General features: G+C 70.3%; 12 protein-coding genes and 1 tRNA gene. 6 read left to right on the top strand and 7 right to left on the bottom strand.

Going from position 1 to position 14,308, the window contains the following annotated elements; genetic code table 11:
- Positions 1 to 85: 85 nt before the first annotated feature.
- The 3 genes from ABTW72_RS14115 to argS are packed head-to-tail and all read right to left on the bottom strand — an operon-like array spanning position 86 to position 4,459.
- The gene (locus ABTW72_RS14115) at positions 86 to 1,396 is read right to left on the bottom strand and encodes a homoserine dehydrogenase (RefSeq protein WP_350858918.1); all 1,311 of its coding nucleotides are present in this window, start codon (positions 1,394 to 1,396) and stop codon (positions 86 to 88) included.
- A gap of 8 nt (positions 1,397 to 1,404) precedes the next feature.
- Entirely contained in the window at positions 1,405 to 2,790 is a 1,386-nt protein-coding gene (gene lysA, locus ABTW72_RS14110; protein WP_112583605.1) for a diaminopimelate decarboxylase, read from the bottom strand.
- A gap of 1 nt (position 2,791) precedes the next feature.
- Positions 2,792 to 4,459: an arginine--tRNA ligase gene (argS, locus tag ABTW72_RS14105; protein ID WP_350858473.1), complete on the bottom strand. Its 1,668-nt coding sequence runs from the start codon at positions 4,457 to 4,459 to the stop codon at positions 2,792 to 2,794.
- Between the two features lie 97 nt (positions 4,460 to 4,556).
- Here argS and ABTW72_RS14100 point away from each other — a divergent pair, with 97 nt between their 5' ends.
- The 4 genes from ABTW72_RS14100 (at position 4,557) to ABTW72_RS14085 (ending at position 7,185) form a co-directional block, all read left to right on the top strand.
- On the top strand, positions 4,557 to 5,360 hold the full coding sequence (locus ABTW72_RS14100; protein ID WP_350858471.1) for a thioredoxin-like domain-containing protein: 804 nt from the start codon (positions 4,557 to 4,559) through the stop codon (positions 5,358 to 5,360).
- A gap of 8 nt (positions 5,361 to 5,368) precedes the next feature.
- Positions 5,369 to 6,037: a DUF305 domain-containing protein gene (locus tag ABTW72_RS14095; RefSeq protein WP_112583608.1), complete on the top strand. Its 669-nt coding sequence runs from the start codon at positions 5,369 to 5,371 to the stop codon at positions 6,035 to 6,037.
- Between the two features lie 257 nt (positions 6,038 to 6,294).
- On the top strand, positions 6,295 to 6,990 hold the full coding sequence (locus tag ABTW72_RS14090) for a winged helix-turn-helix domain-containing protein (RefSeq protein ID WP_350858468.1): 696 nt from the start codon (positions 6,295 to 6,297) through the stop codon (positions 6,988 to 6,990).
- Positions 6,991 to 7,110: 120 nt separating this feature from the next.
- Positions 7,111 to 7,185 (top strand) — tRNA-Arg (locus tag ABTW72_RS14085).
- Between the two features lie 101 nt (positions 7,186 to 7,286).
- Here ABTW72_RS14085 and ABTW72_RS14080 read toward each other — a convergent pair.
- Positions 7,287 to 7,460 (bottom strand): hypothetical protein, encoded by a 174-nt coding sequence (locus tag ABTW72_RS14080; RefSeq protein ID WP_350858465.1) that lies wholly within the window; start codon positions 7,458 to 7,460, stop codon positions 7,287 to 7,289.
- The gene (locus ABTW72_RS14075) at positions 7,457 to 8,425 is read right to left on the bottom strand and encodes a helix-turn-helix transcriptional regulator (protein ID WP_350858462.1); all 969 of its coding nucleotides are present in this window, start codon (positions 8,423 to 8,425) and stop codon (positions 7,457 to 7,459) included. The genes ABTW72_RS14080 and ABTW72_RS14075 overlap by 4 nt, the downstream gene beginning before the upstream one ends.
- Before the next feature lie 110 nt (positions 8,426 to 8,535).
- Between ABTW72_RS14075 and ABTW72_RS14070 the strand changes: the two genes are divergently transcribed.
- Positions 8,536 to 8,961 (top strand): VOC family protein, encoded by a 426-nt coding sequence (locus tag ABTW72_RS14070; RefSeq protein WP_350858460.1) that lies wholly within the window; start codon positions 8,536 to 8,538, stop codon positions 8,959 to 8,961.
- 57 nt (positions 8,962 to 9,018) lie between these two features.
- Here the strand turns inward: ABTW72_RS14070 and ABTW72_RS14065 are convergent, their stop codons facing one another.
- Positions 9,019 to 11,154, bottom strand: coding sequence for an ABC transporter permease (locus ABTW72_RS14065; protein ID WP_350858457.1), 2,136 nt, complete (start codon positions 11,152 to 11,154; stop codon positions 9,019 to 9,021).
- A gap of 123 nt (positions 11,155 to 11,277) precedes the next feature.
- Between ABTW72_RS14065 and ABTW72_RS14060 the strand changes: the two genes are divergently transcribed.
- On the top strand, positions 11,278 to 11,904 hold the full coding sequence (locus tag ABTW72_RS14060; RefSeq protein WP_350858454.1) for a TetR/AcrR family transcriptional regulator: 627 nt from the start codon (positions 11,278 to 11,280) through the stop codon (positions 11,902 to 11,904).
- 21 nt (positions 11,905 to 11,925) lie between these two features.
- Here the strand turns inward: ABTW72_RS14060 and ABTW72_RS14055 are convergent, their stop codons facing one another.
- Complete coding sequence (locus ABTW72_RS14055; protein ID WP_350858451.1) at positions 11,926 to 14,307, bottom strand: ATP-binding cassette domain-containing protein; 2,382 nt, start codon at positions 14,305 to 14,307, stop codon at positions 11,926 to 11,928.
- Position 14,308: the final 1 nt, after the last annotated feature.

Genomic DNA, 14,308 nt, shown 5'->3' with positions numbered 1-14,308 from the left:
ACCAGCCTGCTGGAGTGGTCAATGGCCCACCCCCGCCTACCCACCTGGCGGGACGCGCGAGCCGTCCCGTCGATGATGCAACGACTCAGGCGTCGCCCTCGACCCGCAGCACACTGGTCACCGACCGGACAATGTCCAGACCGCGCAACTCACCGACGGTCGCGGCGAGCGCGGCGTCCGGTGCCACATGCGTGACGATGACAAGTTCGGCGTCGCCGTCGCGGCCCGCCGGCCCGCCCGCCGAACCCTGCCGCACGGTCGCGATCGACACGTCGTGCCGGGCGAACACGCTCGCCACCGAGGCCAGCACACCCGGGCGGTCGGCCACGTCGAGGCTCACGTGGTAGCGGGTCAACGCCTCACCCATCGGCCGGACCGCGAGGTCCGCGTACGCGCTCTCGCTGGCCGCGCGCACCCCGGCGAGCCGGTTGCGGGACACCGCGACCACGTCACCGAGCACCGCGCTGGCGGTGGGCGCGCCACCGGCGCCCCGACCGTAGAACATCAACTGCCCGGCCGCGTCCGCCTCCACGAAGACCGCGTTGAACGCGTCCCCGACGCTGGCGAGCGGATGGCTGCGCGGGATCATCGCCGGGTGCACCCGGACGCTGACCGTCTCCCGGCCGGTGGAGTCGACACCCCGGGCCGCGATGCAGAGCAGTTTGATCGTGCAGCCCATCGCCTGGGCGCTGGCCATGTCCGCGGCGGTCACCTCGGTGATGCCCTCGCGGTGCACGTCGGCGGCGCCGACCCGGGTGTGGAACGCCAGCGAGGCGAGGATCGCCGCCTTCGCCGCCGCGTCGAAGCCCTCCACGTCGGCGGTCGGATCGGCCTCCGCGTACCCCAGTGCGGTGGCCTCTTCGAGGGCCTCGGCGAAGCCGGCGCCGGTCGCGTCCATCGCGGAGAGGATGAAGTTGGTGGTGCCGTTGACAATGCCGGTGACCCGGTTGATCCGATCGCCGTGCAGCGACTCCCGTAGCGGACGCAGCAACGGGATGGCCCCGGCCACTGACGCCTCGTAGTAGAGGTCGCCGCCGCCCTCGGCCGCCGCCTCGTGCAGGGCCACGCCGTCCTCGGCGAGCAGGGCCTTGTTGGCGGTGACCACGCTCTTGCCGGCGCGCAGCGCCTCGACCAGCCAACTCCGGGCCGGCTCGATGCCACCGACCACCTCGATCACCACGTCCACGTCGTCGCGCTTGATCAGGCCGAGCGCGTCGGTGGTGAACAGGTCCTCGTCGACCGGCAGGTCACCCCGGTCGCGGCCGAGCCGACGGACGGCGATGCCGGCGATCTCCAGCGGAGCGCCGATCCGCGCCGTCAGGTCGGCCGACTGCTCATGCAGCAGCCGGACCACCTCCTGGCCGACAGTGCCACAGCCGAGCAGCGCCAAGCGCACAGGTGACGTCATCCAACATCCAATGCGAGCAGGTCCTCTTCGGTTTCCCGCCGGACGATCAGACGCGCCTGGCCGTCGCGCACCGCGACCACCGGTGGCCGGGGCACATGGTTGTAGTTGCTGGCCATGCTTCGGCAGTACGCACCGGTGCCGGGCACTGCGACAAGATCTCCGGGCTGCACGTCGGCGGGCAGGAATTCATCCTTCACCACGATGTCCCCGGACTCACAGTGCTTTCCCACCACGCGGGCGAGCAACGGCTGAGCGGTCGAGGCCCGGGAGGCCAGCGTCGCCGAGTAGGACGCGTCGTAGAGGGCGGTGCGGATGTTGTCGCTCATCCCGCCGTCGACGCTGACGTACGTCCGGAGACCGTCGAGGTCCTTGACCGTGCCGACCTCGTAGAGGGTGAACACGGCCGGTCCGACGATGGCCCGGCCCGGCTCGATCGACAGGTGCGGCACGGCCAGGTTCTCCGCCGCGCACTCCGAATCGACGATCTTGCGAAGCCGCTTGGCCAGATCCTGCGGGGTCGCCGGGTCGTCCTGGGTGGTGTACGCGATGCCGAAGCCGCCGCCCAGGTCCAGTTCGGGCAGCTCCACCCCCCGCGCGTCGCGGATCTGCGCCTGAAGGGCGAGCACCCGCCGGGCCGAGACCTCGAAGCCGCTGGCGTCGAAGATCTGCGAGCCGATGTGCGAGTGCAGCCCGCGCAGCTCCAGCACGCCCTCGTCGAGGATCTTGAACGCGGCGTTCGCGGCGGCACCGCCGGCCAGCGAGAAGCCGAACTTCTGGTCCTCGTGGGCGGTGGCGATGAACTCGTGGGTGTGCGCCTCGACGCCCACCGTGACCCGGACCAGCACCCGCGGCCGGACCCCGCGCTCGCGGGCCAGCGCGGTGAGCCGGTCGATCTCGGTGAACGAGTCGACGATGATCCGGCCGACCCCGGCGTCCAGCGCCCGGCCCAGCTCGGCGACCGACTTGTTGTTGCCGTGGAAGCCGATCCGCTCCGGCGGCATTCCGGCCGACAGCGCGGTGGCCAGCTCGCCACCGGTGCAGACGTCCAGGTGCAGCCCCTCCTCGGCGATCATCCGGACCACCGCCCGGCAGAGGAACGCCTTGCCCGCGTAGAACACGTCCTCCGTGGGAAAGGCCGCCCGGAAGTCGCGGCAGCGCGAGCGCAGGTCGGCCTCGTCCAGGACGTACACCGGGGTGCCGAACTCGGCCGCGATGTCGCGGACGCTCAGGCCCGCGACGGCGACCGCGCCGTCGGCGCCGCGCGTCACCGACCGCGGCCACAGCGCCGGCACGAGGGCGTTGACGTCGGCCGGGGTACGCAGCCAGGCCGGCCCCTGGTTGCTGATGTCCGCGTGCAGCGCACCGGCCTCGTGAGCCCTCATGTCACATCCTCTCGGGTGCGGAGACGCCGAGCAGGTACAGGCCGTTGGCGATCACGGTGCGGGTGGCGTTGTTGAGCCAGAGCCGAGCGCGGTGCAGGTCGGTGATCTCCTCGTCGCCCAGCGGCAGCACCCGGCAGTTGTCGTAGAAACGGTGGTAGGAGGCGGCGACGCTCTCCTCCAGGTAGCGGGCCACCCGGTGCGGCTCCCGCAGCTCGGCGGCCGTCGCCACCACCGCGGGGAACTGGGCGAGCGCCTTGAGCAGCTCGTTCTCCTTCTCGTGGTCGAGCAGCTCGGGGCGGAACGCGTCGGCGTCGCCCGGAACCAGCCCCACCTCGGCGGCGTTGCGGGCCACGCCCGCCGTCCGGGCTGCCACGTACTGCACGTAGTAGACCGGGTTGTCACGGGTCGCCCTGGTCCACAGCTCGATGTCGATGTCGATCGGGGAGTCGCTGGAGTAGCGGGCCAACGCGTACCGGGAGGCGTCCACGCCGATGGCGTCGACCAGGTCCTCCAGGGTGATCACGGTGCCGGCCCGCTTGCTCATCCGCATCGGCGCGCCGTCGCGCAGCAGGTTGACCAGCTGCCCGATGAGGATCTCCAGGTTGCGCTCCGGGTCGTCGCCGAAGCAGGCGGACATCGCCTTCATCCGGCCGATGTAGCCGTGGTGGTCGGCACCCAGCATGATCACGACCCGCTCGAAGCCGCGCTCGCGCTTGTCCAGGTAGTAGGCGCAGTCCGCGGCGAAGTACGTCCACTCGCCGTTGGACTTGCGCAGCACCCGGTCCTTGTCGTCGCCGAAGTCGGTGGTGCGCAGCCAGGTGGCGCCCTCGGACTCGTACAGGTGCCCCTGCTGGCGCAGCCGGTTCAACGCCAGGTCGAGTTCACCCCGGTCGTGCAGGTCCTTCTCGTTGAAGTAGGTGTCGAACTCCACCCCGAAGTCGCGCAGCGAGGTGCGGATCTCGTCGAACATCAACGCGACGCCCTCGACCCGGAAGATCTCCTGGGCGGCGTCGTCGTCGAGCGAGCGCACCTCCGGCCGGCGGGCCTGCACCTCGGTGGCGATCTCGGCGATGTACGCCCCGCCGTAGCCGTCCTCCGGCGCCGGCTCACCCTTCGCGGCGGCGAGCAGCGACCGGGCGAACCGGTCGATCTGCGAACCGGCGTCGTTGAAGTAGTACTCCGTGCCGACGTCGGCGCCGGTGGCCCGCAGCAGCCGGCTCAGCGCGTCACCGACGGCCGCCCAGCGGACCCCGCCGATGTGCACCGGCCCGGTCGGGTTGGCCGAGACGAACTCCAGGTTGATCTTCTCGCCGGCGAGCCGGTCGCTGCGGCCGTACTCCGCACCGGTCTCCACGATCACCCGGGCGAGCTGACCGGCCGCAGCGGCGTCGAGCCGGATGTTCAGGAAGCCCGGCCCGGCGATTTCCACCGATTTGACCCCCGGTGCCCGGCCCAGCTCGTCGGCCAGGGCCGTCGCCAGCTCCCGGGGCGGGACGCCCACCTTCTTGCTCAACTGCAGCGCGAGCGTCGAGGCGTAGTCGCCGTGCTCGGGGTTGCGCGGTCGCTCCACCACCGTGCTCGCCGGCAGTGCGGCGCGGTCCAGCCCACGCTGCTCGAAGACGGCGTGGGCGGCGGCAAGGACGACCGAGGCTAGTTCTGCAGGAGTCACCCAACCATGTTATCGGGGGTAGACTCGGGCACTCGGCGGCTCCCCTGCGCGTCATCCGGCCCGCCACTCCCCTGACCGACCGACTTGACGAGGCACGATGAGCATCAGCACCCCGGGTGGCCCTGAGCGCCGCCCGACCGTGGTCAGCACCGGCAAGAAGCCGGCCGCGGGCCGGCCGGCGTCCGGCGCCAAGGCCGGTTCCGGCAAGCCGACGGGCTCCCCCCGGGCGGGGGGCAAGGGCCCGCGCAAGCCGGTCACCCCGGTCAAGGTGAGCCAGGGCCGCGCGTGGGGGCCGATCGCGCTCTTCGTCGCGGTTGGCGTGCTCGCGGCCGGCATCATCGGTTACGGCGCCTGGGCGTCCTTCCAGGGCTCCAAGCCGTGGGACAAGCGGGCCAACGCCATCGAGGGCATCGCCAACATCCGCAAGTCCGACCCGGACAGCCTGAAGTACGAGTCGCACAAGTCGGGCCCGCTGACCTGGAACTACTCGCCGCCGGTGGGTGGGGTGCACAACGCCGCCTGGCAGAACTGCATGGGCGACGTGTACGACGCCCCGATCGCCAACGAGCACGCGGTGCACAGCCTGGAGCACGGCGCGGTGTGGATCACCTACCGCCCGGACCTGCCCAAGGACCAGGTCGACAAGCTCGCCAGCAAGGTGCGCGGTGTCGAGAAGACCCTGATGAGCCCGTACGAGGGCCTGGACAAGCCGATCTCGCTGCAGGCCTGGGGCTACCAGCTCAAGGTCGACAACGCTGACGACTCGCGGATCGACGAGTTCATCAAGGACCTGCGGGTGAACGCCTCCGTCGAGGGCCCGACGGCGCTCTGCAACACCGGCATCACCGCCACCGGCACCACGCCGCGTGAACTCCAGCAACAGCAGCAGCCCACCCAGTAAGGACGGCAATGACCGCTCCGGCAACCACCGACAGCGAGTACGACGAGATCCCGGCCGCCCCGGACGAGGGCGGCCGGGCCCCGGCGTCGCGCTACGGCGTGCTGGCGCTCGCCATCATGCTGGTGGTGGGGCTCCTCCTCGGGTACGCGGGCGGTCTGCTCACCCCACGGATCACCCGACCCGGTGACGCCTCGGTCGAGGCGGGCTTCGCCCGGGACATGACGACCCACCACGCGCAGGCGGTGGAGATGAGCCTGATCGCGTACCGGTCGGCGACCCTCCCCGAGGTGCGGCAGATCGCCGTCGACATCGCCACCGGGCAGCAGGGCGAGATCGGCGCGATGCAGACCTGGCTGCGCGAATGGGGCCTCAGCCCGACCGGGTCGAAGCCGCCGATGTCGTGGATGTCCGACGGGGCCACCGTCAAGGACGGTCTGATGCCGGGCATGGCCACGCCGCAACAGATGACCGCCCTGCGCAACGCTCAGGGCATCGAGGTCGACCGGCAGTTCCTGACCTTGATGTACGACCACCACCTGGGCGGCATCCACATGATCGACGCGGCGCTCGGCGCGACCGACAACGCCGAGGTGCTGCGGGTGGCCAACACCATGAAGGCCACCCAGCAGACCGAACTGAACAACCTCCGGCAGCTCCAGGCGCAGGCCAAGGGCTGACCGACCGGACGGCGCACCGGCCCGCGTCCCCGCCGCTCTGTGGCGGCGACGCGGGCCGCACCATGTCGACACAGGGCGCACCGCCGCTCGACCCGCGCCACCTCGAGTCGATCAAGGCCGTCAGGACCGTCGCGTATGACCTCAACACCCCTCTCGTCCCTTGTGGGCGTTTTGCGTGGCACAGGCGATTACGTTGCTTAGAGAGTTTTCTCCCCACATATCGTGACCAGTTGCGATTCGGGCTCGTTGCCCAAGACGTGGGGGTTGCACTCAGAGACGCACGGCGTTCGGTCACCAGTTGGTGCCGACGCCACACCATCGGTGGTGACGGGGCGGTGGCAGCCGTCCGTCGCGGACAGCGGCAGGGCGAGCCGGGAATGCTCAGCCGCGAACAGGAACTCGAGTTGATCGACACGCTGCGGGGCGTTCATCCCGACGAGTTCGGCCTGGACGAGGAGCTGTGGACGCGGCAGAGCCTCACCACGCTCATCCAGCGGCGCTTCGAGCTGCCGCTGGACGCTGGCGCGGTCGGGGCGTACCTGCGGGCCTGGGGGTTGGGTCCGCGGGAGCCGCGCGAGCGGGCCTGTGGGCTCTGCGTCAGCGCGGTCGAGCGTTGGGTCCGCAGCGAGTACCCGGGGATCACCCGGGCCGCCCAGGAGCACCTCGCGGAGGTCTACTGGATCGGCCGGGTCCGGCTGCGCGGCACGATGCCGGCCGCCGACGTGATCTCCGCTGTCTCGTCCCGCGGTCGGGTGCGCTTCATGATCACTACGCCGACGGTGGACCCGCCGCTCCCCCGCGACTTCGTGCTGCGGCTCAGTGGCGAGGAGCAGCGCACGGTCCACCTGATCGTGGACGGCTCCTGGCCGCGCAACGAGTGGCCGCGGCGGCTCCCTCGGCGAATCGTCCTGCACCCGCTGCCCAGTTGCGGGCGGGCGATCGCGGCCGCCTGATCGCTTCGGGCGGTCCGGCGGCCTGACCACCAGGCAGTCGGTGGGTCGGTGACACGATTGGGGCGCCTATACCGATTCGGCGTTCCTGGAGGAGGTTTGCTAGTCTTCTCCAGTCGCTGAGCCCCCGTAGCTCAGGGGATAGAGCACCGCCCTCCGGAGGCGGGGGCGCAGGTTCGAATCCTGCCGGGGGCACCACTGCCGAGCAACGCAGAAAGGCCTCTGATCAGGAAACCTGGTCAGAGGCCTTCTTCGTGTTCCGACCGTCCCGGCAAGTTGGACCCGATCACTGCGAGGTGTCAGGCCGGCACGGTCCCGTTCAGGTACGCGTTGATGATGTCGATCTCCGCCAGGTTGAAGGTGTCCGGCTGGGCTGCGGCCTGGTTGGAGTTGATGATCCGCTTGAACAGGTTGTAGTGGGCCACTGTCCGGAACCCGATGACGCGGTTGGGGGGTCGGCAACCTGCCGTCATCCCGCTGCTTCGGCGTAGCGGCGGGCGAGCCCCGCGAAGGCGGCCTTGAGCCCGGTCGGCCCGATCACCTCGATGTCCGCGTCGAACCTGCCGAGCGCGGCTGCGAGGCCGACCCAGGACCAGGAGCCCTGAACGAGCTTGCAGCGGTCGGGGCCGAGTTCCTCGACAAGCCCGTCGCGGGTGTACGCGGCGACGACGGCGGCGGGAAGGTCGAGGACGACCTCGCCCACGCAGGGCCACGCCGAGGTGTCGGTGGAACCTCGGAAGCGGGTCGTGACGTACGTGGCCACGTCTCCCATGGGTAGTTGTCGTGGGCTGAAGCGTGGTCCGGTCGGGGTACGCGGGCTGACCCGGTCGCAACGGAAGGTTCGCCAGTCGCCTCGGTCGAGGTCCCAGGCCACGAGATACCAGCGCCCCTTCCAGGTGACGAGGTGGTGGGGCTCCACGCGGCGGGGCGGCACATCGGTGGCGTCGCTCGTCGAGGCGTAGTCGAAGCGCAGAACCTCGTGGGCGTGGACGGCCGCGCCGATGGCTGTCAGCACGGTGCCGTCGACCGGGGAGTCCGGCCGGGTGGTGGGTTGTCCGACGGCGGTGACCTGGAGAGCATCGATGCGGTGCCGCAGTCGGCTGGGCATGACCTGCCGCATGGTGTTCAGCGCCCGCGCTGCGCCCTCCTGGACGTCCGCCCCGGAGAGGGCTGCCACCTGGAGTGCGACGGCGATGGCGACCGCCTGCTCGTCGTCGAACAGCAGCGGTGGCAGTTGGGCGCCGGCGTCGAGCCGGTACCCGCCGTCCGGCCCCTTGAAGGCTTTGATCGGGTAGCCGAGCTCGCGCAGCCGGTCGACATCGCGCCGCACCGTACGCGGGCTCACGTTCAGCCTCTCGGCCAGGAGGCCCCCCGGCCAGTCACGTCGGGCCTGGAGGAGCGAGAGCAGCGACAGCAGTCTCGCGGAGGTCGTGGCCATGCATCCGAGTCTGCCGCAGGTAGCGGCCAGAACCTGACCGCTACCCCTGCCATCGTCGGCGTTGTTGCACCCGGGCATCAGCCACGGGTCACGTCACACGAGGAGCAGCAATGAGCATCAACACCGTCGCGCACATCAACCTTCGGGGCACCGCGCGGGCCGCCCTCGAGTTCTACCGGTCCGTCTTCGGTGGGGATCTCGTCGCGGTGACCTACGCCGACGCCCACAGCGTGCAGAACCCGGACGAGGCCGACCAGATCATGTGGGGTCAGGTCACGTCCGCCGAGGGCTTCCAGATCATGGCGTACGACGTGCCGTCGGCACGGCCGTGGAGCCAGGGCGAGAGCCCGTTCTTCGTCTCGGTCCGGGGCAGCGACGCCGACGAGATCACCGGCTACTGGAAGAAGCTCAGCGAGGGCTCGACCGTCCTGGTCGACCTCGCGCCCGCCGGCTGGGCTCCCCTCTACGGCATGCTCACCGACCGGTTCGGCGTCACCTGGGTGCTCGACGTCGCCGTCGAGTACGACGCCGGCTGACCAGCAGGAGCAGCCCACCGCCGATCGCGAGGGATCGGCGGTGGGCCGCGGTGCCGGTCAGTGCGCCTCGGCCGGCACCAACCTCAGGTACGCCTCGGGTGTCGTACCCGCGTCCGGGCCGGCGGCGTCCGCGCGGCGCTCGCGGCGTTTGAGCCACTGGTCGATCACGAGGTTTCCGACGAGCCCGACAGCGCCCCACACGGCGATGACCAGCAGGTTCTGTCCGACGCCGACGCCGTCGAAGTACCGCAGCGACCGGGCGACGTCGACCGCCGCGGGCAACGGCAGCACGTCCTGGAGAGGGCGGAACACCTCGGGGACCAGGTACACCGACATGCCACCGCCGGAGGCGGGCACGCCGGCCATCATGAGCACCACCATCATCGGGATGATGCCCGCCAGGCCGACGGTGCGGGTGAGCACTCCGGTGGCCAGGGAGACCGAGAAGATGGTCAGGGCGCCGTAGCCGATCGTCTGGAAGACGTTGCCGCTGATCGCGCCGATGAGGACGTCGAAGAGGAACCACAGCCAGACGGACATGCCGATCGCCCAGCCGCCCAGCAGCGGCAGGAACTGACGCAGGCGGCGCACGTGCGGGGCGCCGCCGCGCAGGACGGCCAGGAACAGGAAGCCGGCCATGATCCAGGACATGCCGACGTACATGCTGTTGCTGCCGCCGGTGTCGGTCTCGCTCAGAGGTTGCACGTCGGTCAGCGTGAGCGGGAGGCCCTGGGCCGCGGTGATCGGCTGGAAGATCGCGCGGATCGCGGACTGCTGGCTGGCGTTGGCGGCCGACGCCGAGTACAGCGTCGCCGGAGTGTCCGCTGCCGACGGCAGGACGAAGGCGGCGACCACGTCGCGGGAGCGGATCTGCTCGGTGGCCTCATCCACCGTGTCGGCGACGGTGACGTCGAGGATGCCGTCGAGCTGTGCGTTGAGACCGGCAGCGGTCTGCTGGGCCTGCCCAGGGGCGGCGGCGACCACCACGACCGGGATGTCGTGCGGTTGCGGTTTGTGCATGGAGAACCCCATGGCGCCGACGACGACCACGAGGATGGCCAGCGGGAAGCCGGCCGCGGCCACGTACCGGAATCGCTTGGAGCGCGGCGGCCCGCCGGCCAGGGCGGGGGCGTTCGCGTCGGGGTCGGCGATCGGCGGGACGCCGGGGATCATCTTCCCGCTCGCGCTGCGCTCCTTGAGCAGGCAGAGCGCGAGGGCGGCCACGATCCACCCGGCCAGGACGATCAGGTGGGTGCCCAGGCCGTTGCCGTCGAAGTACAGGACCGAGCGCAGCGCCTCACCGGCCGCCGGGAGCGGCAGCACACCGTGCAGGAACTGGAAGAACCCGGGCATGTTGTGCACGGACAGGGCCAGGTTCGACGCGGGCATGCCGAACACGACCCAGAGCAGCATGCCGGGCAGCACCGCGAGGGGCCCGACCAGCTTGGAGAGCAGCAGTTGAGCCAGGCCGACGGCTGCGGTGGCGAGCATGCCGACGCCGAGGAAGGTGAGGTAGTGGCCCTCGACGGCACCCACGACGGGCCCGAGGATGAGCCAAATGATCGAGCTGGTGACCGCGGACCAGCCGGCCAGCACGGGCAGGAACCGTCGCAGCCGCAGCAGGTGGGGGACGCCCATCACCATGATGCTCAGTGGCACGTACCCGGCCAGCATCATTCCCATCGCGGCGAACAGGACCGCGATGCCGGCCGAGTCACCGGCGGGTAGCGGTGCGACGTCCTCGGTGGTGGTCTGCCAGCTGTTCTGGAAGGCCACGGGCGCGAGCAACTGCTGGACGGTGGCGTTCTGTGAGGCTCCGGCCGCCGAGGCGGTGAGGATGGTGGCGTTGGCGCTGCCGTCGGTGGGCAGGACGAGCGCGCCGGTGGCTTCCTGGTCGTGCAGCAGGTCGACCGCGTCGTCGCGGGTGGCCACCAGGGTGGCCTCGGTGCTGTCGCCCGAGGTGAGCCCGTCGACCACGGCCTGCGCCGTGGCGCCGCTGCCCACGACCGCGACCGGCATGTCCCGGGGGTGCGGTGAGTGCATGGTCGACATGTAGGTCGCGAACATCATCGTGACCATGAGGAACGGCATCACGAACAGGGCGACCATTCGGATGATCTGTTCCTTGCGGTCCGCGCCGGGCGGGCGGCCGTCCACCACGTCGGCAGCCTCGATCACGGCTTCGGTGTCCATGCACGCTCCAGACCAAGTTTGTACGCCAGTTGACTTACAAACTGTAGGCGGCGGATGCCGGGACCGGGAATCCGGCTAGGTTGACCTGAGTCACATCCGGGCGAGGACACGAGGGGGCCGGTCATGAGGCGGTCCGAGGCGGCACGCACCGCGCTGCTGGACGCGGCCGAGCGGCTGTTCGCCGAGTCGGGAGTCGCCGAGGTCTCCGACCGCAGAGTGGCCGAGGCGGCTGGCAACACCAACCACTCGGCGGTGCGCTACTACTTCGGCGGGCGCGAGGGCCTGCTGAGGGCGCTGATGGCCCGCCATGTGCACGACGTGGCGGAACAACGCGAGGGGATGCCTCCACCCGAGGACTCCGTCCTCGGCGACATCCGCGGTCTCGTGGAACCGAGCATGCGGGTCCTCGACCAGCTACCGCGCCCGAGCTGGCGGGCCCGGTTCCTCGATCACGTGCTGCACAACCCCACCACTTTGCCGATCATGCGGGAAGCCCAGGACACCACGCCACAGGCAGTAGAGCTGCGGGAGTCACTGGCCGGGCGGCTACGGCACCTCGACCCGGAGGTGGTCGCCGGCCGGGCGCTCCTGATCACCCGCATCGTCAGCACCACGACGGCCGAGGTCGAGGCGCGCGCCGAACGCAACGGCGAAGACCCCCGATGGCCCGAGGTCGGTGACTTCCTCGTCGACGCCATCACCGGAATGCTCAGCGCCCCCATCAGCCGGCCGCGCCGAGCGGAGGGCTGACCGCCGGTCGCCGCCCAGAGCTCACCTGCCGACGTACGCCGCCAGGTGCTCGCCGGTGAGGGTGGAACGGGCGGCGACGAGATCGGCAGGCGTGCCCTCGAAGACGATCCGGCCACCGTCGTGGCCGGCGCCGGGGCCGATGTCGATGATCCAGTCGGCGTGCGCCATGACCGCTTGGTGGTGCTCGATGACGATCACTGACTTGCCGGCGTTGACCAGGCGGTCGAGCAGGCCCAGCAGTTGCTCGACGTCGGCCAGGTGCAGGCCGGTGGTCGGCTCGTCGAGGACGTAGACGCCGCCCTTCTCAGCCATGTGGGTGGCCAGCTTGAGCCGTTGCCGCTCCCCGCCGGAGAGAGTCGTGAGCGGCTGCCCCAGGCTCAGGTAGCCGAGCCCGACGTCGGCGAGCCGGTCGAGGATGGCGTGCGCTGCCGGCGTACGCGCCTCGCCGGCGCCGAAGAACTTCTCGGCCTCCGTCACCGACATCGCGAGCACCTCGCTGATGTCGCGGCCGCCGAAGCGGTATTCCAGCACCGATGCCTGGAACCGCCTGCCCTCGCAGTCCTCGCATTCGGCGGCGACGCCCGCCATCATCCCCAGGTCGGTGTAGATGACGCCAGCGCCGTTGCAGCTCGGGCAGGCGCCCTCGGAGTTGGCGCTGAACAGCGCCGGCTTCACCCCGTTGGCCTTCGCGAACGCCTTGCGGATCGGGTCGAGCAGACCGGTGTACGTGGCCGGGTTGCTGCGCCGTGAGCCGCGGATCGCGCCCTGGTCGATCGAGACCACGCCCGCGCCGGCCGGAATCGACCCGTGCACGAGCGAACTCTTGCCGGAGCCGGCGACTCCGGTCACGACGACGAGCACCCCGAGGGGTACGTCGACGTTCACGTCCTGGAGGTTGTTGGCCGTGGCGCCCCGGATCTCCAGCTTGCCGGTGGGCGTCCGCACCGTCTCCTTGAGGGCCGCCCGGTCGTCGAGGTGGCGGCCGGTGATGGTGCCGCTGGCCCGCAGGCCTTCCACGGTGCCCTCGTAGCAGACGGTCCCGCCCTCCGTGCCGGCGCCGGGCCCGAGGTCGACGACGTGGTCGGCGATGGCGATGGCCTCCGGCTTGTGTTCCACGACCAGCACGGTGTTGCCCTTGTCGCGCAGCTGAAGCAGCAGCTCGTTCATCCGTTGGATGTCGTGCGGGTGCAGCCCGATCGTCGGCTCGTCGAAGACGTAGGTGACGTCGGTGAGCGAGGAGCCGAGGTGGCGGATCATCTTGGTGCGCTGCGCCTCACCACCGGAGAGGGTGCCCGACGGTCGATCGAGCGACAGGTAGCCCAGCCCGATCTCCTCGAACGAGTCGAGGAGGTGTTGCAGGCCGGCCAGCAGCGGGGCCACCGACGGCTCTTCGATCCCACGCACCCAGGCGGCCAGATCGCTGATCTGCATCGCGCACGCGTCGGCGATGTTCTTGCCCTTGATCTTCGACGACCGGGCCTCCTTGCTGAGCCGGGTGCCGGCACACTCGGGGCAGGTCGTGAAGGTCACCGCGCGCTCCACGAAGGCGCGGATGTGCGGCTGCAACGCGTCGATGTCCTTGGCGAGGAAGGACTTCTGGATCGACGGGATCAGGCCCGCGTACGTCAGGTTGATCCCGTCAACTTTGATCTTGGTCGGCTCCCGGTGGAGCAGGTCGTGCAGCTCCCGCTTGTTGAACTTGGCGATCGGCTTGTCCGGGTCGAAGTAGCCGCAGCCCCGGAAGATCCGGCCGTACCAGCCCTCCATGCTGTAACCCGGGATGGTGATCGCGCCCTCGTTGAGCGAGAGGTTGTCGTCGTAGAGCGCCGACAGGTCGATGTCGGTCACCGCACCCATGCCCTCGCACCGCGGGCACATGCCGCCGAGACGGTTGAAGGTCGCCTTCTCGGTCTTCGTCTTGCCGGCGCCGCGATCGACGGTGATCGCCCCGGTCGCCTTCACCGAGGGGACATTGAAGGAGTACGCGTTGGGCGAGCCGATGTGCGGCTGCCCGAGCCGGCTGAACAGGATGCGCAGCATCGCGTTGGCGTCGGTGGCGGTGCCGACGGTGGAGCGGGAGTTGGCACCCATCCGCTCCTGGTCCACGATGATCGCCGTGGTCAGGCCATCCAGCAGGTCGACCTCGGGCCGCGCCAACGTCGGCATGAAGCCCTGCACGAAGGCGCTGTAGGTCTCGTTGATCATCCGCTGCGACTCGGCCGCGATGGTGCCGAACACCAGCGAACTCTTGCCGGAGCCGGAGACACCGGTGAACACCGTCAACCGCCGCTTCGGGATCTCGACGCTGACGTCCTTGAGGTTGTTCACCCGCGCGCCCTGCACCCGGATCAGGTCGTGGCTGTCGGCGACGTGCGGTGCGGACGGCTGGCTGGCCGTGCTCATC

The organism is Micromonospora sp. NPDC127501 (assembly GCF_040302185.1).
In the GTDB taxonomy this organism is placed as follows: domain Bacteria; phylum Actinomycetota; class Actinomycetes; order Mycobacteriales; family Micromonosporaceae; genus Micromonospora.
The sequence above is the reverse complement of the archived record's forward strand: the minus strand, read 5'-3'. Positions and strand labels throughout refer to the sequence as shown.

What these genes read in the sequence shown, in the direction of transcription:
- ABTW72_RS14065 (WP_350858457.1), bottom strand. Translation starts at nt 11,154, where the DNA reads ATGGACACCGAAGCCGTGATCGAGGCTGCCGACGTGGTGGACGGCCGC.
- ABTW72_RS14075 (WP_350858462.1), bottom strand. Translation starts at nt 8,425, where the DNA reads ATGGCCACGACCTCCGCGAGACTGCTGTCGCTGCTCTCGCTCCTCCAG.
- lysA (WP_112583605.1), bottom strand. Translation starts at nt 2,790, where the DNA reads ATGAGGGCTCACGAGGCCGGTGCGCTGCACGCGGACATCAGCAACCAG.
- ABTW72_RS14070 (WP_350858460.1), top strand. Translation starts at nt 8,536, where the DNA reads ATGAGCATCAACACCGTCGCGCACATCAACCTTCGGGGCACCGCGCGG.
- ABTW72_RS14055 (WP_350858451.1), bottom strand. Translation starts at nt 14,307, where the DNA reads ATGAGCACGGCCAGCCAGCCGTCCGCACCGCACGTCGCCGACAGCCAC.
- ABTW72_RS14060 (WP_350858454.1), top strand. Translation starts at nt 11,278, where the DNA reads ATGAGGCGGTCCGAGGCGGCACGCACCGCGCTGCTGGACGCGGCCGAG.
- ABTW72_RS14100 (WP_350858471.1), top strand. Translation starts at nt 4,557, where the DNA reads ATGAGCATCAGCACCCCGGGTGGCCCTGAGCGCCGCCCGACCGTGGTC.
- ABTW72_RS14095 (WP_112583608.1), top strand. Translation starts at nt 5,369, where the DNA reads ATGACCGCTCCGGCAACCACCGACAGCGAGTACGACGAGATCCCGGCC.
- ABTW72_RS14080 (WP_350858465.1), bottom strand. Translation starts at nt 7,460, where the DNA reads ATGACGGCAGGTTGCCGACCCCCCAACCGCGTCATCGGGTTCCGGACA.